This is a genomic window from Pseudomonas sp. TE21394 (assembly GCF_054057835.1).
In genome coordinates this window covers 5,208,352-5,232,090 of the sequence record NZ_JBSRZR010000001.1, presented here as the reverse complement: position 1 = coordinate 5,232,090, position 23,739 = coordinate 5,208,352, and the positions used below count along the sequence as shown (strand labels likewise).

Annotated in this window: 22 protein-coding genes, 1 pseudogene and 1 riboswitch; of the genes and pseudogenes, 7 read left to right on the top strand and 16 right to left on the bottom strand. The window is 64.5% G+C overall.

What is annotated here, in order from left to right:
- The first annotated feature begins 10 nt into the window (after nucleotides 1-10).
- On the top strand, nucleotides 11-3,151 hold the full coding sequence (locus ACVWZT_RS23990; RefSeq protein WP_457471805.1) for an efflux RND transporter permease subunit: 3,141 nt from the start codon (nucleotides 11-13) through the stop codon (nucleotides 3,149-3,151).
- Between the two features lie 33 nt (nucleotides 3,152-3,184).
- Here ACVWZT_RS23990 and ACVWZT_RS23985 read toward each other — a convergent pair whose 3' ends face one another.
- Both ACVWZT_RS23985 and ACVWZT_RS23980 read right to left on the bottom strand, forming a co-directional pair.
- Nucleotides 3,185-4,522, bottom strand: a complete 1,338-nt coding sequence (locus ACVWZT_RS23985) for an MFS transporter (protein ID WP_457471804.1) — start codon at nucleotides 4,520-4,522, stop codon at nucleotides 3,185-3,187.
- A gap of 154 nt (nucleotides 4,523-4,676) precedes the next feature.
- Nucleotides 4,677-5,360 carry a FadR/GntR family transcriptional regulator gene (locus ACVWZT_RS23980; RefSeq protein WP_296230262.1) on the bottom strand — a complete coding sequence of 228 codons (684 nt, stop codon included), beginning with the start codon at nucleotides 5,358-5,360 and terminating at the stop codon, nucleotides 4,677-4,679.
- Nucleotides 5,361-5,384: 24 nt separating this feature from the next.
- Between ACVWZT_RS23980 and ACVWZT_RS23975 the strand changes: the two genes are divergently transcribed.
- From ACVWZT_RS23975 to ACVWZT_RS23955, 5 genes are read left to right on the top strand one after another with little or no spacing between them, the layout of a single operon-like run.
- Nucleotides 5,385-5,642 (top strand): hypothetical protein, encoded by a 258-nt coding sequence (locus ACVWZT_RS23975; RefSeq protein WP_296230261.1) that lies wholly within the window; start codon nucleotides 5,385-5,387, stop codon nucleotides 5,640-5,642.
- A complete protein-coding gene (locus ACVWZT_RS23970) occupies nucleotides 5,639-6,424 on the top strand; it encodes a transporter substrate-binding domain-containing protein (RefSeq protein ID WP_457471802.1) in 786 nt (261 codons plus the stop codon). The genes ACVWZT_RS23975 and ACVWZT_RS23970 overlap by 4 nt, the downstream gene beginning before the upstream one ends.
- Nucleotides 6,425-6,446: 22 nt before the next feature.
- The gene (locus tag ACVWZT_RS23965; RefSeq protein WP_457471800.1) at nucleotides 6,447-7,112 is read left to right on the top strand and encodes an amino acid ABC transporter permease; all 666 of its coding nucleotides are present in this window, start codon (nucleotides 6,447-6,449) and stop codon (nucleotides 7,110-7,112) included.
- Nucleotides 7,109-7,759, top strand: coding sequence for an amino acid ABC transporter permease (locus ACVWZT_RS23960; RefSeq protein WP_457472141.1), 651 nt, complete (start codon nucleotides 7,109-7,111; stop codon nucleotides 7,757-7,759). The genes ACVWZT_RS23965 and ACVWZT_RS23960 overlap by 4 nt, the downstream gene beginning before the upstream one ends.
- On the top strand, nucleotides 7,746-8,480 hold the full coding sequence (locus ACVWZT_RS23955) for an amino acid ABC transporter ATP-binding protein (protein ID WP_296230257.1): 735 nt from the start codon (nucleotides 7,746-7,748) through the stop codon (nucleotides 8,478-8,480). Before ACVWZT_RS23960 ends, ACVWZT_RS23955 begins: the two co-directional genes overlap by 14 nt.
- Nucleotides 8,481-8,487: 7 nt before the next feature.
- Here the strand turns inward: ACVWZT_RS23955 and ACVWZT_RS23950 are convergent, their stop codons facing one another.
- The 13 genes and pseudogenes from ACVWZT_RS23950 to lpxO form a co-directional block, all read right to left on the bottom strand.
- Nucleotides 8,488-9,246 (bottom strand): hypothetical protein, encoded by a 759-nt coding sequence (locus tag ACVWZT_RS23950; protein WP_457471799.1) that lies wholly within the window; start codon nucleotides 9,244-9,246, stop codon nucleotides 8,488-8,490.
- A 149-nt stretch (nucleotides 9,247-9,395) separates the two neighbouring features.
- Nucleotides 9,396-11,546 (bottom strand): TonB-dependent receptor, encoded by a 2,151-nt coding sequence (locus tag ACVWZT_RS23945; RefSeq protein ID WP_457471798.1) that lies wholly within the window; start codon nucleotides 11,544-11,546, stop codon nucleotides 9,396-9,398.
- 67 nt (nucleotides 11,547-11,613) lie between these two features.
- Nucleotides 11,614-12,024, bottom strand: a pseudogene (locus ACVWZT_RS23940) (DUF2946 family protein).
- Between the two features lie 90 nt (nucleotides 12,025-12,114).
- Entirely contained in the window at nucleotides 12,115-13,686 is a 1,572-nt protein-coding gene (locus tag ACVWZT_RS23935; protein ID WP_457471797.1) for a sensor domain-containing diguanylate cyclase, read from the bottom strand.
- Nucleotides 13,687-13,765: 79 nt separating this feature from the next.
- A complete protein-coding gene (locus ACVWZT_RS23930; protein ID WP_296230253.1) occupies nucleotides 13,766-14,245 on the bottom strand; it encodes a hypothetical protein in 480 nt (159 codons plus the stop codon).
- Nucleotides 14,246-14,563: 318 nt separating this feature from the next.
- Entirely contained in the window at nucleotides 14,564-15,904 is a 1,341-nt protein-coding gene (locus tag ACVWZT_RS23925; RefSeq protein ID WP_457471795.1) for an OprD family porin, read from the bottom strand.
- 16 nt (nucleotides 15,905-15,920) lie between these two features.
- Nucleotides 15,921-16,709 (bottom strand): ABC transporter ATP-binding protein, encoded by a 789-nt coding sequence (locus ACVWZT_RS23920; protein ID WP_457471793.1) that lies wholly within the window; start codon nucleotides 16,707-16,709, stop codon nucleotides 15,921-15,923.
- On the bottom strand, nucleotides 16,706-17,722 hold the full coding sequence (locus ACVWZT_RS23915; RefSeq protein ID WP_457471791.1) for a FecCD family ABC transporter permease: 1,017 nt from the start codon (nucleotides 17,720-17,722) through the stop codon (nucleotides 16,706-16,708). Before ACVWZT_RS23915 ends, ACVWZT_RS23920 begins: the two co-directional genes overlap by 4 nt.
- Nucleotides 17,722-18,732 (bottom strand): ABC transporter substrate-binding protein, encoded by a 1,011-nt coding sequence (locus tag ACVWZT_RS23910; RefSeq protein WP_457471789.1) that lies wholly within the window; start codon nucleotides 18,730-18,732, stop codon nucleotides 17,722-17,724. Before ACVWZT_RS23910 ends, ACVWZT_RS23915 begins: the two co-directional genes overlap by 1 nt.
- Before the next feature lie 111 nt (nucleotides 18,733-18,843).
- Nucleotides 18,844-19,040: riboswitch (cobalamin riboswitch) on the bottom strand.
- 27 nt (nucleotides 19,041-19,067) lie between these two features.
- Entirely contained in the window at nucleotides 19,068-20,234 is a 1,167-nt protein-coding gene (locus ACVWZT_RS23905; RefSeq protein WP_457471788.1) for a DUF1624 domain-containing protein, read from the bottom strand.
- 123 nt (nucleotides 20,235-20,357) lie between these two features.
- The gene (locus ACVWZT_RS23900) at nucleotides 20,358-20,927 is read right to left on the bottom strand and encodes an N-acetyltransferase family protein (protein ID WP_457471786.1); all 570 of its coding nucleotides are present in this window, start codon (nucleotides 20,925-20,927) and stop codon (nucleotides 20,358-20,360) included.
- Nucleotides 20,928-21,005: 78 nt separating this feature from the next.
- Nucleotides 21,006-21,350, bottom strand: coding sequence for a carboxymuconolactone decarboxylase family protein (locus ACVWZT_RS23895; RefSeq protein ID WP_457471784.1), 345 nt, complete (start codon nucleotides 21,348-21,350; stop codon nucleotides 21,006-21,008).
- Between the two features lie 133 nt (nucleotides 21,351-21,483).
- Nucleotides 21,484-22,383 (bottom strand): lipid A hydroxylase LpxO, encoded by a 900-nt coding sequence (gene lpxO, locus ACVWZT_RS23890; RefSeq protein WP_296230246.1) that lies wholly within the window; start codon nucleotides 22,381-22,383, stop codon nucleotides 21,484-21,486.
- A 158-nt stretch (nucleotides 22,384-22,541) separates the two neighbouring features.
- Between lpxO and thpR the strand changes: the two genes are divergently transcribed.
- Nucleotides 22,542-23,087: an RNA 2',3'-cyclic phosphodiesterase gene (gene thpR, locus ACVWZT_RS23885; RefSeq protein WP_457471782.1), complete on the top strand. Its 546-nt coding sequence runs from the start codon at nucleotides 22,542-22,544 to the stop codon at nucleotides 23,085-23,087.
- A 1-nt stretch (nucleotide 23,088) separates the two neighbouring features.
- Here thpR and ACVWZT_RS23880 read toward each other — a convergent pair whose 3' ends face one another.
- Nucleotides 23,089-23,685 (bottom strand): NAD(P)H-dependent oxidoreductase, encoded by a 597-nt coding sequence (locus ACVWZT_RS23880; RefSeq protein WP_457471780.1) that lies wholly within the window; start codon nucleotides 23,683-23,685, stop codon nucleotides 23,089-23,091.
- Nucleotides 23,686-23,739: the final 54 nt, after the last annotated feature.

The window sequence follows — 23,739 nt, the reverse complement described above, 5'->3', positions numbered from 1 at the left end:
GAACTCCAGCATGTTCGAACGCCTGATCCAATTTGCCATCGAGCAGCGCCTGGTGGTGATGCTGGCCGTGGTCCTGATGGCCGCGGTGGGTATCCATAGCTACCAGAACCTGCCGATCGATGCTGTACCGGACATCACCAACGTCCAGGTGCAGATCAATACCGCCGCGCCCGGTTTTTCGCCGCTGGAGACCGAACAGCGCATCACCTTTGCCATCGAGACCGCCATGGCCGGCCTGCCCGGGCTCAAGCAGACCCGCTCGCTGTCGCGCTCGGGCCTGTCGCAGGTCACGGTCATTTTCGATGACCGCACCGACCTGTTCTTCGCCCGGCAACTGGTCAACGAGCGCCTGCAAGTGGCCCGCGAGCAGCTGCCCGACGGCATCGAAGCCGGCATGGGGCCGATTTCCACGGGGCTGGGTGAAATATTCCTGTGGACAGTGGAGGCCGAGCCGGGTGCCCTGAAGGAGGACGGCACGCCCTACACCCTCACCGACCTGCGGGTGATCCAGGACTGGATCATCAAGCCACAGTTGCGCACGGTGCCGGGGGTGGCTGAGGTGAACAGCATCGGTGGCCATGCCAAGCAATACCTGATTGCACCGGAGCCCAAGCGCCTGGCGGCATACAAGCTCACCCTCAACGACCTGGTCGCGGCGCTGGAACGCAACAACGCCAACGTCGGCGCCGGTTATATCGAGCGCAACGGCGAGCAATGGCTGATCCGCGCGCCGGGCCAGGTGGCGTCGGCGGAGGACATCGCCAACATCGTCATTTCGACCGCCGATGGCACGCCGATCCGGGTCAGCCATGTCGCCCAGGTAAGCCTGGGTGAGGAGTTGCGCTCGGGCGCGGCGACCGAAAATGGCCGGGAAGTGGTGCTGGGCACGGTGTTCATGCTGGTCGGCGAGAACAGCCGTGCGGTATCCCGGGCGGTTGCCGCCAAACTGGTGGAAATCAACCGCAATCTGCCCAAGGGCGTGGTTGCCGTGACGGTGTACGACCGCACCCACCTGGTGGAGAAAGCCATCGCCACGGTGAAGAAGAACCTGGTCGAAGGCGCCATCCTGGTCATCGCCGTGCTGTTCCTGTTCCTGGGCAATGTTCGCGCCGCGCTGATCACTGCCATGGTCATCCCGTTGTCGATGTTGTTCACCTTCAGCGGCATGTTCGGCAACAAGGTCAGCGCCAACCTGATGAGTCTTGGTGCGTTGGACTTCGGCATCATCGTCGACGGCGCGGTGGTGATCGTGGAGAACGCCATCCGTCGCCTGGCCCATGCCCAGCAACGCCGTGGACGCATGCTGACCCGTGCCGAGCGCTTCCATGAGGTGTTCGCCGCCGCCCGCGAGGCGCGCCGGCCGCTGCTCTACGGGCAGCTGATCATCATGGTGGTGTACCTGCCGATCTTTGCCCTGACCGGGGTGGAGGGCAAGATGTTCCACCCCATGGCCTTTACCGTGGTCATGGCCCTGCTCGGTGCGATGCTCCTCTCGGTTACCTTCGTACCGGCGGCCATTGCGCTGTTCGTCACCGGCAAGGTCAAGGAAGAAGAAGGCTTGCTGATGCGCACGGCGCGCCAGCGCTATGCGCCGCTGCTGGCCTGGGTGCTGGCCCGACGCCGGCTGGCGTTCGCCGCCGCCGCCAGCCTGGTGCTGCTGTCCGGATTGCTGGCCAGCCGCATGGGCAGCGAGTTCATCCCCAGCCTCAGCGAGGGCGACTTCGCCCTGCAGGCCCTGCGTGTGCCGGGTACCAGCCTGTCGCAGTCGGTGGACATGCAGCAGCGCCTGGAGCAGGCAATCATTGCCCAGGTGCCGGAAGTGCAGCGGGTGTTCGCCCGAACCGGCACCGCCGAGATCGCCTCCGACCCGATGCCGCCGAACATCTCCGATGCCTATGTGATGTTGCGCCCGCGTGAGCAATGGCCGGACCCGGGCAAGCCGCGAGAGGAACTGATTGCCCAAGTACAGCGTGCCGCGGCCAGCGTGCCGGGCAGCAACCATGAGCTGTCGCAGCCCATCCAGCTGCGTTTCAACGAGCTGATTTCCGGGGTGCGCAGCGATGTGGCGGTGAAGCTGTACGGCGATGACATGAACGTGCTCAACCGCACCGCCGGGCAGATCGCCAGCAGCCTGCAGGGTGTGCCGGGCGCATCCGAAGTGAAGGTCGAGCAGACCACCGGCCTGCCCGTGCTGACCATCGACATCGACCGTGACAAGGCGGCCCGGCATGGCCTGAACGTCGGTGAGGTGCAGGACGCCATCGCCATCGCCGTGGGCGGCCGCACGGCCGGTACGCTGTACGAAGGCGACCGCCGTTTCGACATGGTCGTGCGCCTGCCGGAAACCCTGCGCACGGATGTCGACGGGCTGGCCAGCCTGTTGATTCCGGTACCGGCCAATGCCGGCGGCGGGCCGATCGGCTTCATTCCGTTGTCGCAAGTGGCCACCCTGAACTTGCAACTGGGCCCGAACCAGGTCAGCCGCGAAGATGGCAAGCGGGTGGTGGTGGTCAGCGCCAACGTGCGTGGGCGGGACTTGGGCTCGTTCGTCGAGGAGGCCGAACAGACCCTGCTCGAACAGGTGCCGATACCACCGGGTTACTGGACGCGCTGGGGTGGCCAGTTCGAGCAGCTGCAGTCGGCGGCCGCGCGCCTGCAGGTGGTGGTACCGGTGGCCTTGCTGCTGGTCATGGCCTTGTTGTTGATGATGTTCAACAACCTCAGGGATGGCCTGCTGGTGTTCACCGGCATTCCCTTCGCCCTCACGGGTGGGGTGCTGGCGCTGTGGTTGCGCGACATTCCGCTGTCGATTTCCGCCGGCGTGGGGTTCATTGCCTTGTCGGGGGTGGCGGTGCTCAACGGGCTGGTGATGATTGCCTTCATCCGTGGCCTGCGCGAGCAAGGGCGCACGTTGCGGGTGGCGGTCGAGGAGGGGGCGCTGACGCGCTTGCGACCGGTGCTGATGACGGCACTGGTGGCGTCGCTGGGTTTCATTCCGATGGCCTTGGCCAGCGGGACCGGGGCGGAGGTGCAGCGGCCGCTGGCGACTGTGGTGATTGGCGGCATTCTGTCGTCCACCGCGCTGACCTTGCTAGTGTTACCGGCGTTGTACCAGTGGGCGTACCGGCGTGAAGAGGGGCAGGAGGTTTGAGACTGTCGGGGGCCGCAAAGCGGCCCCGAATCCTCAGACTGTACGACGAGCCCCAGTCCTCACTCCGTCGCCTTCCACCTCATCATGCAACGAAATCCGTGAAGTCTCCGGCAACGCCAAGCCCCCCAGCAGCGCTACCAGCGCGATCACCACCAGGTAGAACGCCGGAGCCAGGTTGCTGCCGGTCTGCCCGATCAGCCAGGTCGCCACCAGTGGCGCGGTACCGCCAAACAACGTGTAAGCCACATTGTAGGTAATCGCCGAAGCGGTGTAGCGAGTACGGGTAGGGAAGCTTTCCGACAGCAACGCCGCGGTCACCACACCACTGCACAACGCCCCGATCGCCAGCAGGATCACCCCCAGTAGCGCGCCAGGCATCGAACCGGAACTGGCCAGCCAGTAGGCCGGGAACACGCACAGCATCACCCACAGGCAGGTGAAGCCGATGGTCCTGCGCCGCCCGACACGGTCCGAGAACGCCCCGGCCAGCGGGCAGCCGATCGCGGCGAACAGCAAGGCTACCGTGGTCACCAGCAGCGCCTGCGCGCGGGTCAGGTTGCCGACCAGCTGCAGGTAGGTGGCGAAGTAGGTGGTGAACATGTAGAACGACAGCGCAGTGAGCGAGATGAAGGCGCCCAGGTTGCGGATCGCCCGGCCATGGTGGCGCAGGGTGTCCCTGAGCGGCGAATGTTCATGCACCTTGCCTTCGGCGAGGGCTTCGCGGAACGCCGGGGTTTCCTCCATGCGCCAGCGCAGGTACAGGCCAACCAGCCCCAGCGGCGCGGCGATGAGGAACGGGATGCGCCAGCCCCATGCATTCATGGCCTCGGCCGACAGGCTGGCCTCCAGGCCATAGGCGATCACCGCCGCGCAGGCAAAGGCGGAAAAGGTCGAGACCGGCACGAAGCTGCCATAGAAGGCACGCCTGTCGTTGGGCGCATGTTCCATCAGGTAGGCGCACGCCCCGGCATACTCGCCACCAGCAGAAAAGCCTTGCAGGCAGCGCGCCAGGGTCAGCAACGCGGGGGCCGCCAAGCCGATGCTGGCATAGGTCGGCAGCAGGCCGATAAGGGTCGTCGAGCCGGCCATCAGCAGGATGGTCAGTGACAGGATGCGCTTGCGCCCCAGGCGGTCACCCAGCGCGCCGAACACGATACCGCCCAGCGGGCGCAGGGCGAAGGCCACGGCAAACACGGCGAAGGTTTTCAGCAAGGCCACGCTGGCGTCACCGCTGGCGAAGAACTGGCTGGCGATCAGGGTAGCCAGAAAACCATAGACGGCGAAGTCGAACCATTCGACGAAATTGCCGATGGCCGAGGCGGCGATCACCCGGCGCAGGGTGGCGGGGGATACCTCATGCGATGCAGACATACGGAAGCTCTCCGGTTTCCATAGGCAGCCTGGATGAATGTGGCGCACTTCAGCGCGCCATCGTTGTTATCAGAGCCAGTAGACCGAGCCGGGCAGTTGCTCGCTTCGTTCAGGGCGACCTCCAGATGCCTGTTTCGACCGCATCGGCCAGGCGCTACACCGAAAACACCACCCCGGTGCGTGAAGCCGCATTGCGGATATGCTCCTGCATCGCCTTCTGCGCCGCGGCCTGGGAGCGACGGCACAGGGCGCGAAGGATCTTGCGGTGTTCCTGCCAGGTTTCCATGGCCCGCTCCGGGCGAATGAACGGCAGCTTCTGGCTTTCCAGGAATATGTCCTGGCTGGCGGTGATCACCTGCAGCATGGCTTGGTTGCCGCAGGCCTGCAGCAACAACTGATGGAAGGCGAAGTCCAGCCGGGCGGCTGCTTCGAAGCGGCCGGCAAGCAGTTCCCGGCGCATCGCCTCGACATTCTCCTCAAGGCGGTCGATGTCGTCCGCCGTCAGCGCCAGTGCCGCCTGGCCGGCGGCAAACCCTTCCAGGGCATAGCGCAACTGGAAGGTGTCGCTGGCCGATACCTGTTCGGCGTAGGGCCAGGCGAACGCCACGGGCGGCGGCACCTGCACGAACACCCCCTTGCCCGGCTGCACGCTGACCAGGCCCAGGGCGCTGAGGGATGACAGGGCCTCGCGCAACGACGCCCGGCTGACCCCCAACTGCTCGGCCAGGTCGCGTTGCGAGGGCAGGGCCTCGCCGGGCTGATAGGCGCCTTCATCGATCAACTTGCGAATGCCTTGCAGGGCCTGTTCGGGGACGGCGCGGGGGAGGGTGTCGAGCATGCTGTTCAGACCGGTCGGAGGGCGATGACCTTGGCTTTTTACGGCTATTGCCCCGCGCTGGCAAGCGTTGCGCCGCGCTGGCGCAAGGTTCTGGCAGGCTGCACAAAAGCGGGGCGCAGCCGTTTGCTCGGCAAGCGGCGCGGGCTGACTGTTCAGACCAGTAAGACCGTTCAATACCGGCCTCTGCCCCGTTCGCGCGAGGTGGCGGCGCTTGCTGGCATGCCCTGTGCACTGTCTGGCCAGCACCATTTTTCCGTTGATCTCTGCGAGGCCGTTCGATGAAGACATTCCGCACCCTGTTCCTGGCCAGCCTGTTCTGCAGCGGCGCCCTGGCACTGCCTACCGCCCAGGCCGATACGCTGGCCGACATCAGCGCCCGTGGCGTGCTCAAGGTGGCGGTGCCGCAGGACTTTCCGCCATTCGGTTCGGTCGGCCCCGATCTCAAGCCGCGCGGCCTGGACATTGATACCGCGCAACTGCTGGCCGACAAGCTGGGGGTGAAGCTGGCCCTGACGCCAGTGAACAGCACCAACCGCATTCCGTTCCTCACCACCGGCAAGGTCGACCTGGTGATCTCGAGCCTGGGCAAGAACCCCGAGCGTGCCGCAGTGATCGACTTCTCGCGCCCCTATGCGCCGTTCTACCTGGCGCTGTTCGGCCCGGCAGAAGTTGACATCGCCGGTATCGATGCGGTCGCCGGCAAGACCATCAGCGTTACCCGTGGCTCGATCGAGGACATGGAACTCAGCGCCGTGGCGCCCAAGGGGGCGGTGATCAAGCGCTTCGAAGACAACAACTCGACCATCGCCGCCTATCTTTCCGGCCAGGTCGAACTGATCGCCAGTGGCAGCGTGGTAATGGCCGCCATTGCCGAGAAGAACCCGGCCAAGGTGCCGGTGGTCAAGGTCAAGCTCAAGGACTCGCCAGTCTACGTGGGGCTGGCCAAGAACGAGCCGGCGCTGCTGGAAAAGGTCAACGCCACGCTGGACGCCGCCAAGGCGGACGGCAGCCTGAACCGCAATGCCGAGAAATGGCTGAAGCAGCCGCTGCCGGCGGACTTCTGAGTGTTGTTCGGAGCCTGCCGACATGGCCTATGAATTCGACTTCGCCCCCGTGCTGGCCCAGGTCGACCTGTTGCTCAAGGGCGCCGGCTTCACCTTGCAGCTGACTGCAGTCGGCACGCTGCTAGGCGTGGCCATCGGCGTGCTGGGTGCCGGTGTACGTGCCTGGCGCGTGCGGCCTTTCGATGCGCTGTTCGGCCTGTACGTGGAGCTGATCCGCAATACGCCGTTCATTGTCCAGCTGTTCTTCATCTTCTTCGGCCTGCCGGCGCTGGGCCTGCGCCTGACCGAGTGGCAGGCGGCGGTGCTGGCCATGGTGATCAACCTGGGGGCCTATTCCACCGAGATCATCCGAGCAGGCATCCAGGCCATTCCCAAGGGCCAGCTGGAAGCAGCCGCGGCATTGGCCATGAGCCGCTTCGAAACGTTCCGCCACGTGGTGCTGCAACCCGCGCTGGCCAAGGTCTGGCCGGCACTGTCGAGCCAGATCGTGATCGTCATGCTGGGTTCGGCGGTGTGTTCGCAGATCGCCACCGAAGAGCTGTCATTCGCCGCCAACTTCATCCAGTCGCGCAACTTCCGCGCGTTCGAGACCTACCTGCTGACTACCGCGCTGTACCTGCTCATGGCCATCCTCCTGCGCCAGTTGCTGGCGTGGCTGGGGCAGCGCCTGCTGATGGTGAGACGCTGATGGATTTCACCTTCTGGGACATTCTGCGCAACCTGCTGATCGGCCTGCAATGGACCGTGCTGCTATCGCTGGTGGCGTTCCTCTGCGGTGGTGCTGCCGGCTTGCTGGTGCTGGTCGCACGGCTGTCCGGGCAGCGGCTGTGGCGCGGCCTGGCGCGCGGCTATATCGAGCTGTTCCAGGGCACGCCGCTGTTGATGCAGCTGTTCATGGTGTTTTTCGGTATTGCCCTGTTCGGCCTCGATGTGTCGGCATGGATGGCTGCGGCCATTGCCCTGACGCTGTTCACCAGCGCCTTTCTCGCCGAAATCTGGCGCGGTTGCGTCGAAGCGATCCCGCGTGGCCAGTGGGAAGCCTCCGGCAGCCTGGCGCTGAGCCGGCTGGAGCAGCTGCGCCATGTCATCCTGCCACAGGCGTTGCGTATCGCCGTGGCGCCGACGGTGGGTTTCTCGGTGCAGGTGGTCAAGGGTACGGCGGTCACTTCGATCATCGGTTTCACCGAGCTGACCAAGACCGGCGGCATGCTGGCCAATGCCACTTTCGAACCCTTCATGGTCTACGGCCTGGTCGCGCTGGGCTACTTCGTTCTCTGCTATCCGCTCTCGCTGAGCGCCCGTTACCTGGAAAGGAGGCTGCATGCCCCTGCTTAGAGTGTCTGCGTTGCACAAGTATTACGGCGACAACCACGTGCTCAAGGGTGTCGACCTCAGCATCGAAGAGGGTGAGGTGGTGGCCATCATCGGCCGCAGCGGCTCGGGCAAGAGCACCTTGCTACGCACCCTCAATGGCCTGGAGTCGATCAGCGACGGGGTGATCGAGGTGGACGGTGAATACCTCGACGCCAGCCGCGCCGACCTGCGCGCCTTGCGCCAGAAGGTGGGCATGGTGTTCCAGCAGTTCAACCTGTTCCCGCATTTGAGCGTGGGCGAGAACGTGATGTTGGCGCCGCAGGTGGTGAAGAAGGCCAGCCGCGCCGAAGCGCGCCGCCTGGCCGAGCAGATGCTGGCGCGAGTGGGCCTGGCGGAGAAGTTCGATGCCTACCCCGACCGGCTCTCCGGTGGCCAGCAACAGCGGGTGGCGATCGCCCGCGCCCTGGCGATGTCGCCGAGAGTGCTGTTGTGCGACGAGATCACCTCGGCACTCGACCCCGAGCTGGTCAACGAAGTGCTCGGCGTGGTGCGCCAGCTGGCCAGCGAGGGCATGACCCTGATCATGGTCACCCATGAGATGCGCTTCGCCCGTGAGGTCGGCGACAAGCTGGTGTTCATGCACCAGGGCAAGGTGCATGAAATGGGTAACCCCCGCGAGGTGTTCGCCGCGCCGCAGACAGCGGAACTGGCCAACTTCATCGGTGCGGTGGCCTCGGCCTAGCTGCGTTTCATCGCACGCCGACTTTCCACGGGGCAAACTCCATCTCGCTGTAGCCCTTGGCCAAGCCATCCGACTCGGCCTTGAAACCCGGCAGCTTGGTCAGGTCCAGCGTCATGCAACGGCTGTTGAGCCGAGCCTGCAGTTTGCCATCGAGGCGGAAATCCTCCGGCCGTAGCGGGTGAGGGTAGATCTGCACCAGGCAGCCTTGCACCTTGCCCTGGGCATTTGCCTCGTAATACACCGAGGCCCGGCCAATGCCGTCTACCGGCTGGTCGCTGAACAGCTGCTGCCAGAAGAAGTCACGCTGCGCGTTGCTCCGGCGTCGTGCAGTGCCAGGTGCTTGAGCTGACGCCGGCAGTACCACGAACAGCGGCGCGCGTATTTCCGCTGTACCGTCGTCCTCGCGCAGCGGCTGGGGCACTACGGGATAGATGGTCTTCCAGCATTGCGCCTCCACCACGCTGGCCAGTGACTTGAAGTCGGTGCGGGTCAGTTCGGCAGGCAGCTGGGTTTCATACCGCAGCGGGGCCCTGCTGGCCTTGCAGCTGACGGGCGCGGAGTATGAATCGAGCTTGATGTTCAGCATGACCACACCGATTTGCGGGCCTGTGTCAGCTGTTGCGATACCCAGCTTCAATGCTTGCTGCATGTCGCTGATGAATGTCTGGCGTGCCTGTTTTTCCGCCTCGGAAGAGCGCGGGTGCTGGCAACCTGGCAAAGCAATGAGTGTGGCGGCGATAAATGCCGCAGACAGCGTTCTGAACACAGTAACGTCCTTGATGAAGTATGGGCGGGCTTCTTGCCGTGTGAGGCAGGGCAACATTATCAGTCAGAACGCAAAGGGGGTGAGTGTGGCTTGTATGCAAGGAATGTCTCGTTTGGCGGTGTCGGCGCCAAGGCCGACACCGCCTCGCATCAGAAGCGCACGTCCAGCGCCAGTTCGAAGGTACGCGGTGGCCCCATGTAGTACTGGTTGTTGTAAGCCTGCTTGGCGTAGACCTCGTCAGTCAGGTTGCGCACCCGCCCGGTCAGGTTGGTGGATGCATCCAGCCGGTAACGGGCGAATGCGCCGAACAGGATGTAGGCCGGGGCTTTCAGGTTGTTGGCATTGTCGGCGTACACCGAGCCCACGTAACGCCCGTCTGCACCCACCGACCATGCCGGTGAAAGGCTGTAGGTCAGCCACAGGTTGGCGACACTGGCCGGCACGTTCACCGGTGCATTGCCCTTGCGCGACACCGACACGCCGTTGACTGCCTCGTTGAATTCATCGTACCGGGCATCGACGTAGGCGTAGTTGGCCTCGGCCAGCAATTTCGCTGTCACCTGCAGGCGCCCGGACAACTCGATGCCACGGGAGGTCTGCTGACCGGCCTGGACCGTAAGGTTGGCATCGTTGGCGTCACGCACGGCAAAGTCCTTGCGCACGATCTGGTACAGCGCCAGCGTGGCCGCACCACGCCCATCGAGGAAGTCGAACTTGCTGCCCACTTCCCACTGTTGACCCTTGGACAGGTCGAACAGCCCGACGTTGGAGTAGGTAGCTGCCGCCAGCGAACCGGCCGGCAAGTCGGCGGAAGTGCTGTACTGGGCATAGACGCTGGCGGAGGGAGTCATTGCGTAGGTCAGGCCAATACGCCCAGACAGCGGTTCCCAGCGCCGTTCGAAATAGGCCGGCGAGGTTGGCGTCACCGCGCCGTAGTTGGTCACTTCCATGTCCAGATAGTCGTAGCGCAGCGCCGTCAGCAGGGCCAGGCGCTTGGTGAGTTGCAGGCGGTTTTCGGCAAACGCGGCGCGGTTGCTTACCTCGTGACGGCGCTGCTTGGCCAGGCCCGCGTTCACCCCGGGGATGTCATCGAAACTGCCGGGAGCGAAGTGCTCGGCATCGACCACGTCGCTCCAGCTGCTTGATGTGGGAAAGAGCGTCTGACGCATGCGCGAGTATTCCAGCCCCAGCGACCACTGGCTGGCCAGGCCGAACAGCTGGTTGTCGTGACGCAGCTCGATGCGGTTGCCCAGCAGCTTGTGGTCGTGGCGCTGCAGGTAAGGGCTGCTGCGCCGGACCTGGCCATCGTCGGTGTAGCTGTAGCGCTCGAGGTTGCGATAGTCGCGCTGGGCGCTGTAATGGTAGAGGGTGTTCTGCACACTGGTGTTGTCGCTGACCTCGTAGTCGAGGATCGAGCGCAGCCAGCGTACCCGCTGTTCATAACGACCGTCGCCGACGTTGTAGTTTTCGAAGCGGCGGCTGTTGTCGATCGTCATCGTGCGTCGCCCGGGCAGGATCGGCGAGCCCCAGTAGGGGCTGTCTTCGCGGTCTTCCTGGTATTCCAGGGCCAGGGTGTGGGTGAGGTTGGGCGTGAGGTCGCTGAGCAGCGAGAACGCCAGGCTGTCGGTTTGCCGTTCATTGCGGTCGACGTAGCCGTTGGCGTGCCCGCGGCTGAAGTCCAGGCGCGCGAAATGGCGGGCTTGGGCGGGGTCGCTGGCCAATGCCTGGTTGATGCCGAAGGCGACTTCGCTGTCGTCGAAGCTGCCGTAGCGGATCCGCCCGTCGAAGGTCTGCAGGTCGCGGCTGGCCAGCTTGCTGATGTAATTGATCGAGCCACCTACCGCACCTGCGCCATGCAGGAACGATGATGGCCCACCGATCAGCTCGACGCGATCGAGCACCCAGGCATCTGTCGGCCGGGTTGCGCTGCTGTAGCCGAGGTTGATGCCGTTGTACAACTGGGTGACCTGGTTCTGGGTAAAGCCACGGTAGGCGACGAAACCGCCAAAACCGGGGTTGGCCGAGGCGTTCACGCCGGTCATGGCGTTGATCACCTCCTGGCTGTCCCGGGCTCCGCGTTCTTCGATCACACGGCGGTCCGAGACGCTGACCGAGGCGGGCGTTTCCCGTGCTGTGAGGCCGAGGCGGGAGCCGGTGCGGACCGGCTCGTCCAGTTGCACGCCACTGGCGGCGTCTGGTTCACCGTCGATGGTGATGACGCTGAGTTCTACCGGGGCAGTGTCCGCCCAGGCGAGGCTGCAGGTGCCCAAGAGGAGCACCAGGGAAGTATCGCGAAGCATGTTGGTCGTTCTTCCACGCAAAGGTCATGGCTGACTGCGGGCACGCAGGCAGGCGCGCTGGCTGAGGTCAGGCGAAATGAATAACGGCTGCGGGGTTGACGACGGGCGGAGCACGAGGGGTGAGGGTTGGGCGTTGATAGCGGGGCGGCGGTTGCGCCCAACTGCGTATCACGATAGGCGAAGTGGCCACGGCTTGCGTCGGGGTAAATGATCAGCCGCCACTGCTGAGCGGTACGGCCAGGCCGAACGAGGAGCATACCGGGCAGTCGAGCTGGGCCATGTGCTGGTCGCTGCCGCTGCCCTCGAGGTCGATGGCCATGCCGTGCTCGCTGCTGAGCGAACAGAAACTGCCTTCCAGGCCGGCCAGACGCAGGCCACCCATCTGTCCATGGTGCAGGCCGCACAACGCCAGGCTGAACAGGACACTGGCGTAGAGCGCCCAGGCGGTCAGCAGGCGAGTGTGGCGGGTGGTTTTCATGGCGCGAATCTACCACCCGGATGAACGGTCTGGTAGGGCTTTCACTGCGGTTCCTGCTCGCTGCGTTGCAGCCCAGCGCGATACAACGCCTCAGGCAATGACAACCCGGTTCCGTCCTTCTTGCTTGGCCTGGTAAAGTGCCCGGTCTGCGGCGCTCAGCACATACCCCGGCTCTCCACCAGCCTCGCCTTCCCAGTGCGCCACTCCCAGCGAAATCGTCACCGCCCCCACCGGCTCGACCGGCGTATCCTGCACCGTCACCCGCAGCCGCTCGGCCACTACCGCCGCCACGTCCAGGCTGGCCCCGGGCAGCAGCATGAGAAACTCCTCGCCGCCGGTACGGCACAGCAGGTCACCCTCGCGGCAGCAGCGGCGCATCAACTCTGCCAGCCGGCGCAGCACCTGGTCGCCTACTTCGTGGCCGTGGTTGTCATTGACCCGCTTGAAATGGTCGATATCCAGCACAATGGCGGCGAACGGCCGACCTTCGGCTTCCAGCAACGACAAGCTGAACTCCAGGCTGCGACGGTTGCCCAGGCCGGTCAGCGGGTCGGTCTGCGCGTCGCGGTTGAGCCGGCCGATGCGCTCATGCAACAAGTTGAGGCCGAACAGCAGCGCACGTTTGAGCTGGGCAGCCTCGAAGTACCAGGCCGACACCCGATGCAGGCGCTCGGCAGTGCCGGCGCGGTCCATCGAGCGGGCGCCGGCGGCCAGTTGCCACAGTGGCCGGGCAATGATCATGGCCAGCCACCACAGCAACAGGCTGCCGACCAGCGCCAAGGGTACCGAGGTGCCCACTACGTTCAGAATCAGCCGGTTCAGCGGCGCGACGGTCTGCGCCAGCGGCTGCTGGGCCACCACGCCCCAGCCGGCGCTGGGCACGGTAGCGAAACCGGCAACCATGGCCACTCCGTTGCTGTTGGTCAGCTGGCGGGTGCCATTGCCCAGGGTCGCCAGCTGGTCGATCAAGGCATTGCCTTCAACCACTTTGCCCACCCGTCTGCCGTCGGGGTGATAGAGCAGGCGACGGTTGCGGTCGACCACGTACAGGTACGAGCCGTCCTTGTAGAAATGTTCGCCCAGCAGGCTGTTGAGGATGTTGCGCTCACGCAGGTACAAGCTGCCGCCAACGTAGCCCCGGTAGCCACCTTTGCTGTCGAAAACCGGGTGCGACAAGGCCACTACCAGGTTGTTGGCCGCCGATATGTAGGGCGTCGACACCAGTGGGCTGCGCGCATTCAGCGCTTCCTGGACACCGGGTGAGTGCATGCGGCTGCCAACCAGGTGCCGCAGTGACGCCGGGGAAATGGCCAGCAGCACCCCGTCGGCATCGAGCACGAAGGTGGAGTTGAAGGCCATGCTCTGGCTCAGCACGCGTTCTGTTTCGACTTGCAGCGCCAGGGCATCAGCCAGCTGCCGCCCCTGCACGCCGGCGCTGAACGACAACTGTTGCTGGGCATTGCTGATGAAGGTCTCGGTGATGCTGGCCAGCTTCGTCGCATACACCCGGTTGGCTTCCAGGGCGTGATCGATCAATAGCTGGCGCTGCACCCGATAGCTGGCGAAATAGCTGGCGCACAGCATGACCAAGGCGGTCAGGGCGCAGAGCACCAGGATGAGGGTGCGTAGATCCAGGCGCAATCCGTGCTTGCTGTTTGGCAATCCTGACCTCGAATAATGGAATAAGCAGCTACGAAACAGGAATAACCTTACGCGTTATGAGCGCGATGGGAAACCGTATTCACGAGCCTGTCTTCTCCAGCGCTTCCAGTTCGTCTTCCACCTGTTGCATGCGCTGCTCGGCCAAGGCCTGGACTTTCACGTCGCGGGCCGTCTCGCGCATCAGGGCAGTGAGCTTCTCGCCCAGGCGCTTGCCTGCTTCGGTGTCTTCCAGGGCGCGGGCTTTGGCCGGATCCTGGGTGGCCTCGACGATGGTGGCGAACTCGGCGTCGCTGAAGTTCTTCTCGCTGTAAAGTCGGAACAGGTCCTGGCGCTGGTCTTCGACGGTCAGGTGCTTGCGTAGCACATCCTCGATGGTCGCCTGCGACAGCTGCGGGTGCCTGCGGCCGAGCAGTGCTGCCATGCGTGCGATGTTGTGCGCGTAGGCGTCCTGCAGGGGCAGCTGGGCCAGGATCTGCTGTTCACGCGAGGGCTTCTGGTCGCAGGCGGTGAGGGCGGCAGTCAGCAGCAGGGGTAACAACAACGGGAGAAGACGCGGCATGGTGTGGCCTGGTCGGGCAGTGAGAGCGGGGATTATACCGATGTCGGCCGGGCCACGACGACCCTGTCATCTGCCTTCACGTGCGCGGATGGCGGCGTTGGCGGGTCAGAACATGCCTCGTCAAACTGCTGGACGAATTCGAACACCGCAAGGACCTGTGAGCCCCGATTACCGGGCGTTCGCCAATGTCAGTGCGGAACATGAGCGCACATTTGCCGAGATGGTGCAGGCCATGGCGGCGCAGGAGCGGGCGCAGTGGCGCTTGCAGCCTGCTGCCAGTTGGGTGCATGGCAGCCCCGGTTCAGCTGACGGGGCCGATCAGAACGCACCCGACAATGGCCATTCCACGGCCAGGCGGATCTGGTCCCCGTCCAGCTCCGCCTGGGCGGTATTTCCTCGATGGAGGTTATGCCGCAACGAAAACGCGGTGCCCTTGGCCTTGCCACTCTGTACCACATAGCGCGCTTCCAGGTCGCGCTCCCAATGTTTGCCACCCTTGCCATACCCCAGGTAGGCGTAACCGCCCGCCGGGTCGACATGGGTGCCGTCGATATCGAACCCGCGCACGTACAACGCGGTCAGGTTCAGACCCGGCACGCCGTAGGCACCCATGTTCAGGTCATAGCGTGCCTGCCACGATTTCTCGTTCGGCGCGTTGAAGTCCGACATCTGTACCGCGTTGGCCAGGTAGATCGCCCCACGGGTCACGTAGTCGAACGGCGTATTGCCGTGTACCTGCTGCCAGCCCAGGCTGAAACCGTGCGGCCCCTGGTCGTAGCGCGAGACCAGGCTCCAGGTTGTGTTGTCGATGCGGCCGGACAGCGCCTTGCCGGTGTCGGTGGTGCGATACAGGTTGAGGTCCAGGCTGATGCTGCGGTGTTCGTCCAGGGCGTGGCTGAAGGTAGCGCCGAGATAATGCTGGTTCCAGCTGTCCTGGTAGCGTGAGGTGTAGAGGCTGCCGCGCAAAGCGGCGCCGGGGTCCCACACCACGCCAGCCAGGTCGAAGCTGTTGCCCTGGCGGCCGTTGGAATAGTTCACCACGAAGCCTTGATGATGGCTGGACGCATTGCGGTCGGTGTCCTCGGTGAAGTGCCCGGCTACCAGCTTGAGGTGGTCGAGTTCATTGCTGGTGAGCAACAGGCCGGTCATGGTCTCGGGTAACAGGCGGCTGTCGGAGGCACTGAACACCGGGGTCTTGACCCTCTGCTCACCGTAGGACAGCACGGTATCGGACAAGCGCAGCTTCAGTGCCGTACCGGCACGGCTGTAATTGCTCTTGGGGTGCCCGTCGTTAGTGACCGCGAGCAGGCGCGCCTTGCCCGCCCGCCCGCCACCGCTGTCGAGCTGCACGCCCAGGTAGGCATGGGCATCGACCCCGACGCCGATCAGCCCCTGGGTGAAACCGGACTGCAAGGTCGCCATCAGGCCATAGGCCCATTCCTCAGCCTTGCCGTTACGTTCATTGCGCGGCTTGTAGGCATTGCGCGCTGCGCTGTTGCGGCCACCGTGCCGGTAGTCGCGCTGGTCGAATACGCTGCGGTTGAGCAGGTTCCAACGGCCATCTGCGAAAAAACCGTTGCTTTGCGATTGTGCCGAATCGGCAAGCGCGAACGGGGCCAGCAGGGTGCTGGCGAGCAGCAGGGCAACAGGGCGCATCATGCGTAGAACTTCCTGTTCAAGGGGCGCGGAAACGCAGGATGCGCGCGCCGTCGAAGGGGTCGGTGAGGTAATGGGCATGCACGCCGAAGGTGCTCAGCAGGCGCTCGGGCGTCAGTACTTCGAGTGGTTTGCCAAGGGCAACCAGGCGGCCCTTGTCGAGCACCGCCAGGCGGTCGCAGGTAAGCGCCTGGTTGAGGTCATGCAGCGCCACCAAGGTAGTGACCGCCAGGGCTTGCACCTGGTGCAGCAGGCTCAGCTGGTGCTGGATATCCAGGTGATTGGTCGGCTCGTCAAGCAGCAATACCTGCGGCCGCTGCGCCAGGGCGCGGGCGATGTGCACGCGCTGGCGTTCGCCACCGGACAGTGAGCCCCACAGGCGCGTGCGCAGGTGCAGCGCGTCGAGGTCGGCCAAGGCCTGCTCGACGATGGCCTGGTCTTCCCGCGAGAACGGCGCCAGTGCCGACAGCCAGGGGGTGCGGCCGAGGGCAACGGCGTCGAATACGCTGATGGCATCAAGGGTGTCGGCCTGCTGTTCGACCAGCGCCAGGGCCTGCGCAATACGCCGGCGGGGCAACTGCGCCAGCGGTTCGCCCAGTAACTGCACGCTGCCGCTGCCTGGCTTGCGCAGCCCGGCAAGCACCTTCAGCAATGAGGATTTGCCGGAGCCGTTGGGGCCGATGATGCCCAGCGTTTCGCCCGCGACGACGTGCAGGTCTATCTCGTGTAACACAGCATTGCCGCCAAGCTGCAGGCCCAGGCCCTGGCAACTCAGGGGCGAAAAGTCCACAGTGGTCATGGCGGTCATGGGCGCCCCCGACGGCTGACCAGGATCAATGCGAACACCGGTGCGCCGATCAGTGCGGTAACCACACCCACGGGGATCACCTGGCCAGGAATCAGGGTGCGCGACAGGATGTCGGCGGCGATCAGGAACAGTGCGCCACCCAGCGCGCTGGCGGGCAGCAGTCGGCTGTGCCGTGGACCGAGCAGCAAGCGCAGCGCATGGGGAATCACCAGCCCGACGAAACCGATGGCACCGACGATCGATACCATGACGGCGGTGACCAGGGCTGCGCAACTGATCAGCAGCAACTGGGTACGCCGTACCGGTATGCCCAGCGATGCTGCCGAGTCGGCACCGAAGGTAAACGCATCCAGTGTGCGGCGGTGCCACAGACACACCAGCAGCCCGAACAATGCCACTGGCATGGCCAGCCACACCGAAGGCCAGCGCACGCCGCTGAGGTTGCCCAGCAGCCAGAACAGGATGCCGCGCGCCTGCTCGGCCGTGGCCGACATGGTAATGAGCAGCGCGGTGAGGGCATTGAACAGTTGCGAGCCGGCGATGCCGGCAAGGATGACCTGGGCGTTGCCGCTGCCGCTGCCGGCCATGCGCGCCAGCACCAGCACCAGGGCGAACGCCGCCAGGGCGCCGAGGAAGGCGCCGGCGGACATGCTCAACGCCAGGCTACCGAAGCCCAGCAAGCCGACCAGCACCGCACCGGTCGAGGCGCCGGCGGACAACCCCAGCAGGTAGGGCTCGGCCAACGGGTTGCGCAACAGCGCCTGGAGCACCACGCCGCAGGTGGCCAGGCCGGCGCCGCAGGCCGCGGCAACCAGGGTACGGGTCAGGCGGTAACTCCAGACGATCCCGGCATCGATCGGGTCGACCGGGTAGCCGGCCTGCCACAGCTGGTTGGCCAGGACCTGGGCGACCACAGTGGTTGCCAGGTTGCTCTCGCCGATGGCGGTACCGGCCAGCACGGCCAACAGCAGCGCCGCCAGGGCCATCGCCACGGAGAATGACAGACGCATCATCACTGGCCTGCGTTGCCGCTGGCGAAGGCGGCGGACAAGGTCTGCAGGCCGCTGAACAGGCGGATGCCAGCCTGCATGGCGTCGGCATCGAGGATGATGATGCGGTTCTGCCGCACCGCTTCCATGTTGCGGGTTACCGGGTCGCTGTGCAGGAATGCCAGCTTCTTCTGATAGTCGTCGGCGGGGTAGCGGCGACGGTCCATGCGGGCGATGATCAGCCAGGTGGGGTTGGCCTTGGCCAGGGTTTCCCAGCCTACGGTCGGCCATTCTTCGGTGGACGTCACCACGTTGCGCACGCCGAGGGTGCGCAGCATGAAATCGGCAACACCCTGACGGCCCGCTACGTAGGGTGCGATGCCCAGGTCGGCGCTGGAGAACCAGAACAGCGCCGAGGTGGTGGACAGGTCCTTGCCGGCCAGCTGTGCCCTGGCACTATCCAGGCGGCCTTTCAGCTCGGCGTTGAGGGCACTGCCGCGCGCCTGGACATCGAAGATCTCGGCCAGCTGGTTGACGCTCTTGTAGATGCTGTCGACCTGGAATGCCTGCAGGCGGGTGCCATCGGCACCGACCAGGTTGTCCTTGCCTTCGCAGTCCGATGGCAACAGGTAGGTGGGGATGTTCAATTCGTCGAACTGTTCGCGGGTGGCTACCGCGCCCTGGGCCCCGACCATCCATTCGAACTGCACCGTCACCAGTTGCGGGCGCTTGCCGACCACCGCCTCGAAGCTGGGCTCGTTGTCGGCCAGGCGCGGCACCTTGGCGTTCTGTGCCTGGTACTCGGGCAGTACGTTGTTGAACCACAGCGAGGTGCCTGTCAGCCGGTCGCCCAGCCCCAGTGCGTAGAGCATTTCGGTACTGGCCTGGCCAATGGTGACGACGCGTTCCGGTGCCTGGACGAAGGTCTGCGGCTTGCCGCAGTTATCAATCGTCAGCGGATAGTGGGTGGCTGCGGCCTGGGCCAGGCCAGTGAGGCCGAGGCTGGCAAGCAGGGTGGCGAAACGGGGCAGCATGCTGGGCGATCTCCTATCGGACAGTTCGGGTGAGGAACGCACGGACAGGCATCGCCGGGCCCCTGCTGACTGCAGGGGCAACACTGATGGCCAATCCCGGACACCCCGCCGGTTGGTGAATGTAGGCCGGCAGGTCTCCTGACTGATGCGTCATGGCCTGGCTCCGGCCTTCCCGGGTCAACGACCCAGTGGCATTGGTGGAGCAGGCTCGGCACCTACAGTTGCGGGGGCAGTTCCGTTTGGCCCGTTGCTTGGGCCTGGGATTCCCTATTGATTCCGTGATGGAAACCGGCGGCCGGCATGGTAGACCATCGTGCCGCCAGGTGAAACGCTTTTCACAAGTACTTCAGCCAGCCGATGTCACGCCGCCGCGCCTTGAGCCGGGCGAACCAGCGCACTGGCAGGTACAGTGAAACCGCCAGCAGCACCGCCCCCAGCCATACGGCAGTGATGCCATCGAAACCGAAGTAGTCACCCTGGTTGCGGCCGTACAGCGCCACGCTGGCCAGGTACAGCAGCTTCAGCACATACAGGTGCAGCAGGTAGAAGAACATCGGCGCCGCGCCGAATACCGCCAGGCCATTGATCCAGCGCGCCTGGCCGGCGCGTTCGAAAGCGCGCAGCAACAGCAGGCCGCAACCCAGGGTGAGTGCCAGGAACAGTAGCGAGGGCGGGTACTTGGTGATGTTGAAGAAGCTCATGAGGGTTTGCGTAAGCGTAGGGTAAAGGCTCCACGGTGCCTCGCCGTAGCCGTTGAACAGGCGCAGCACGACAAAGCCAAGCAACGCGGCCAGGCCGGACCGCAGCAAGCGTTGCTGGCGCTGAGCAAGATCGCTGCTGCGGGCGAACCAGGGGCCCAGGCCATAGCCCAGGGCGATCACGCCGATCCACGGCAGTACCGGGTAGGAGGTGCGCAGGCGCAGGTTGTCGGAGACTTCCAACCAGCCCCGATCATGCAGGATCGCCCAGGGGACATGCAGGGCAGATCCGACATCGAAGTGCACAGTGTCGAGCAGGTTATGCCCCGCGACGAGGGTTGCGCCCAGGCCGATCAGCGCGCCACGTGGCAGCCACACCAGCAGCGACAGGGCGATCATGCTGATGCCGATGGCCCAGATCACCTGCAGGTAGATGACGCTTGGCGGCAGCTGGAAAGTCCAGGCGAAGTTGACCAGGGTGAATTCCAGCACCACCAGGAACAGACCGCGCTTGAACAGGAATGCCGAGACATCGCCGCGGCCCTGGTGCTTTTCGCCATACAGCCAGGCCGACAAGCCAGTCAGCAGGACGAACACCGGTGCGCACAGGTGGGCCAGGGTGCGGCTGAAGAACAGCGCGGGCTCGGTGGTGTCGATGGCCATCGGATCGCTGACCTGACGATGCAGGAAAAAGGTCTCGCGCACGTGGTCGAGGAGCATGAACAGGATCACCAGGCCGCGCAGGGCATCGATGCTCTGCAGGCGCTGGGTGAGCAGGGTGGGGGTGGCACTGGCGCTTGTCATGGCGGGTCGCTGTAGGAATGGATGTCAAATGAAACGTTATCTTATAACTAATTGCTCCCAGGTTGGTAGAGGTTTTTGCCCGTGCCGGCCTGTTCGCGGGCAGGCCGGTTCGGCAAGAAGCGCTTAGCGCCCGCGTCGCCGCGAAACCCGCGCCTCGATATTCTTGCGCCCGATCAGCAGCGGCGGTTTTTCCACTACCGGTTCATCCGCGAGCCACTTGTACATCACCAGGCAGTCCACCAGCCCGAGGCTGGCATGGCGATAGGCCTTGGGCAAACGGCCAACGGTTTCGAAGCCGAGCTTGTGCCACAGCGCCACCGCCACTTCGTTGGTGGCAACCACCGAGTTGAACTGCAACGCCAGAAAGCCTTCCTGGCGTGCCAGTTTCTGCGAATGTTCACACATCAACCGCGCCACACCCCGGCCACGGGCGCGCTCGCAGACCATATAGCCGCAATTGCCCACGTGCGCCCCAGGCCCGGCGGCGTTGGGCTTGAGGTAATAGGAGCCAAGCAATTCGCCACCAGCCTCGGCGACCAGCGTGCGCAACGGTATTTCCAGCCACAGCTGGCGCGCCTGGTCGAAGCTCAACGCCGGGTCGAATGCATAGGTTTCCTGGGCCTGGACTACAGCCTGGAAGGTGGGCCAGAAGTGGTCGAAGTCTTTGGTTGTCATGGGGCGGATGTGGATCATGCGGCTACCTGAATGGGCTGGGCCGCCCAGTCTGGTGGGCGCGGCGCCGTCGCGCAAGGGCGACGGCGCCGGTTGCGCTCAGTAGGTGGCCTTGCCCACCGCGTCCAGGGCGCGCGCCGAGTACACCAGCGCGGCACCGGCGTTCATCGCTACGGCCACGCCGAGAGCCTCGGCGATTTCCTCGCGGCTGGCCCCGTGCTTGACAGCTTGCTGCGAGTGCACGGCAATACAGCCATCGCAGCGGGTGGTCACGGCCACGGCGAGGGAGATCAGCTCGCGGGTCTTGGCGTCCAGGTGGCTGGTCTTGGCACCCGCGCCGCTGGCGGTCATGTAGCCGGCAACGGTGTCGGGGGAGAGTTGCTTGAGATCGCCGATGCCGGCCATCAACTGCTTACGGTAGGCGTCCCAGTCCATCATGCTCATTGTCTTCACCTTGGTAAGGTTGCGAATGGAGCTTTCAGGCTAGTCGAAGCGCGGGAAGTGAGACTTGTACTTTGGTGCTGGCGGGCTTTGAAGCGGCCCAGCAAGGCCGCTTCTGCAAGCGCCCGACTGCCAGTCAGATGTAGATGAATACCAGTACCAGCGCGGCGACGAACGCCCACTTTTCCAGATAGTAGCGGGTGCGGTTGCGTTTTTTCAGCGCCTTGCCCCGTTCACGGATCTTGTAGATACGCGTGAACAGCCGGTTGATGCCACCGGTCTTGTCGCCAGCATCGTTGGGCGCGGCGGCCGCTGCCATGACATTGCGGCTGAACCAGCGGTTGAACGCGGTTGCCCAGCGGTACTTGAGCGGGCGTTCGATGTCGCAGAACAGGATGATGCGGTTGTGCTCGGTGGTGTTGGCCGCGTAGTGGATATAGGTTTCGTCAAACACCACACCTTGACCATCGCGCCAGGAGTATTTTTCGCCGTCCACGTCGATGTAGCAACCGTCATCGTTGGGCGTGTCGAGGCCAAGGTGGTAGCGGTACGAGCCGGCATACGGGTCACGATGACGCACCAGCCTGGCGCCCGGTGGCAGGGTGGCGAACATCGCGGCCTTGACCGTGCCGATGCCTTTGAGCAGCTCGGTGGTGCGCGGGCACAGGGTCATCGCCGACGGGTGACTTTCGCCGTACCACTTCAGGTAGAAGCGCTTCCAGCCGGTCTTGAAGAAGGAATTGAAACCGACATCATCGTAATTGTCGGATTTCTTGATTTCGCCGACGTGCAACAGTTGGCGCGCCTCGTCACGGATTTCCTGCCAGTGGTCCTGCAGCGTCTGCAGTTCCGGGAAGGCTTCTACCGGCAGGTAAGGCTTGGCCGGGTGCCTGGAGAACAGGTACAGGAAACTGTTGACCGGGGCCAGGAAACTGGAGTGGTCGCCCAGCTGACGGGTCAGCTTGTGACGAACCCGACCGCGCAGGTGAACATAGGCGATCGAGAGGGCAAAGAGGAGTACGAGTGCAATTTTCATGGACGTTTACTTGTCGAAAAATGGCCATGCGCCATGGCATTAGCCAGCCAGCATAAACAATCATGGGGGCAGTTTGTACCTATTGTTACGAAACACCCGGGCGACTTAGGTGTAATACCCTCTAGCCTTGCGCAAACGTTTCATGTTCGGGAGTTCCCATGATTCAGGATGTACGTGGCACTGGCACCCCCTTCAAGCGGTTGTTCTTCGCCTTGCCGGTAAGTGATACCCAGCGCCGGGCACTGGCCCAATGGCGACGCGGCCTGAACCTGCGCAGCGGCAAGCCGGTGCCGGCCGCCAACTTCCATGTGACGCTGCTGTTTCTCGGCGATGTGGATGCCGCCCAGGTGCCGGCGATCTGCGCGGCGGTCGACCAGCTGGCGCTGCCGGCTGCGGCACCACGGCTGATACTGGACCGCTTGCAGGTATGGCAGCGGGCCGGCGCCTTGGTGCTGGAGGCTCAGCAAACCCCTGCGGCGCTGTTGCACCTGGTGTACGGCCTGCAGCAAGTGCTGCTGCCGCTAGGCGTGGAAGCGGCCAGCCGCGACTATCGCCCGCACCTGACACTGGCCAGGGATTTTCGCGGCCAGCCGCCAGAGGCCAGCAGTATGCCGGATTTCTACCTTGCTGCCCGCCATTTCACCCTCTACGAGTCGCGCAAGGGCGCCTATTGGCCATTGGCGCAATGGTCGCTGGCCCACTGACTCACGCTGCCACTTCGCAATCCACGAACAACCGTTCACCCAGTCTATGGGCCGTGCGCAGGTGTGCGGCGGGGTCCAGCCCTTCGCTGTCCTCCAGCAGGGTCGAGCTGAGCACCTTGGCACCGCAGTAGTCGAAGATGCCGTGCTCGATCTGCACGCGCATCGCTTCGCCATAGCCATGTCGTTCGAAGGTGCCGCGGTCGGCTCCGGCGACGCCGACCAGGTGCACCTTCATGCCGCGCAATTTCTTCACGGTGGAGCTGCCGTCATAGTCGAACGCCCAACCGTTGCTGAACACCCGCTCAACCCAGCCTTTGAGCAAGGCAGGCAACGACCACCAGTAAATCGGGTACACCAGCACCAGGGCATCGGCGCGTTCGATGCGGGCCTGTTCCTTGCGCACATCTGCCGGCGGGGCAGCCAGCCGACGGTGCACGGCATGGTCGGCCAGGCCGAAACGCGGGTCGAAACCTTCACTGGCCAGGTCGGCGATTTCGCTGCTGTGGCCTGCGTGGGCGAGGCCAGCGGCCACCTGCCGGGCCAGGGCGTGGGTCAGGGATTGCGGGTCGTGATGGCCGACAACGATCAGGGCGTGCATGGTGAATTCTCCTGGATGAGGATGCAGGGTTACCTTCAGCGCTATATACTCAAG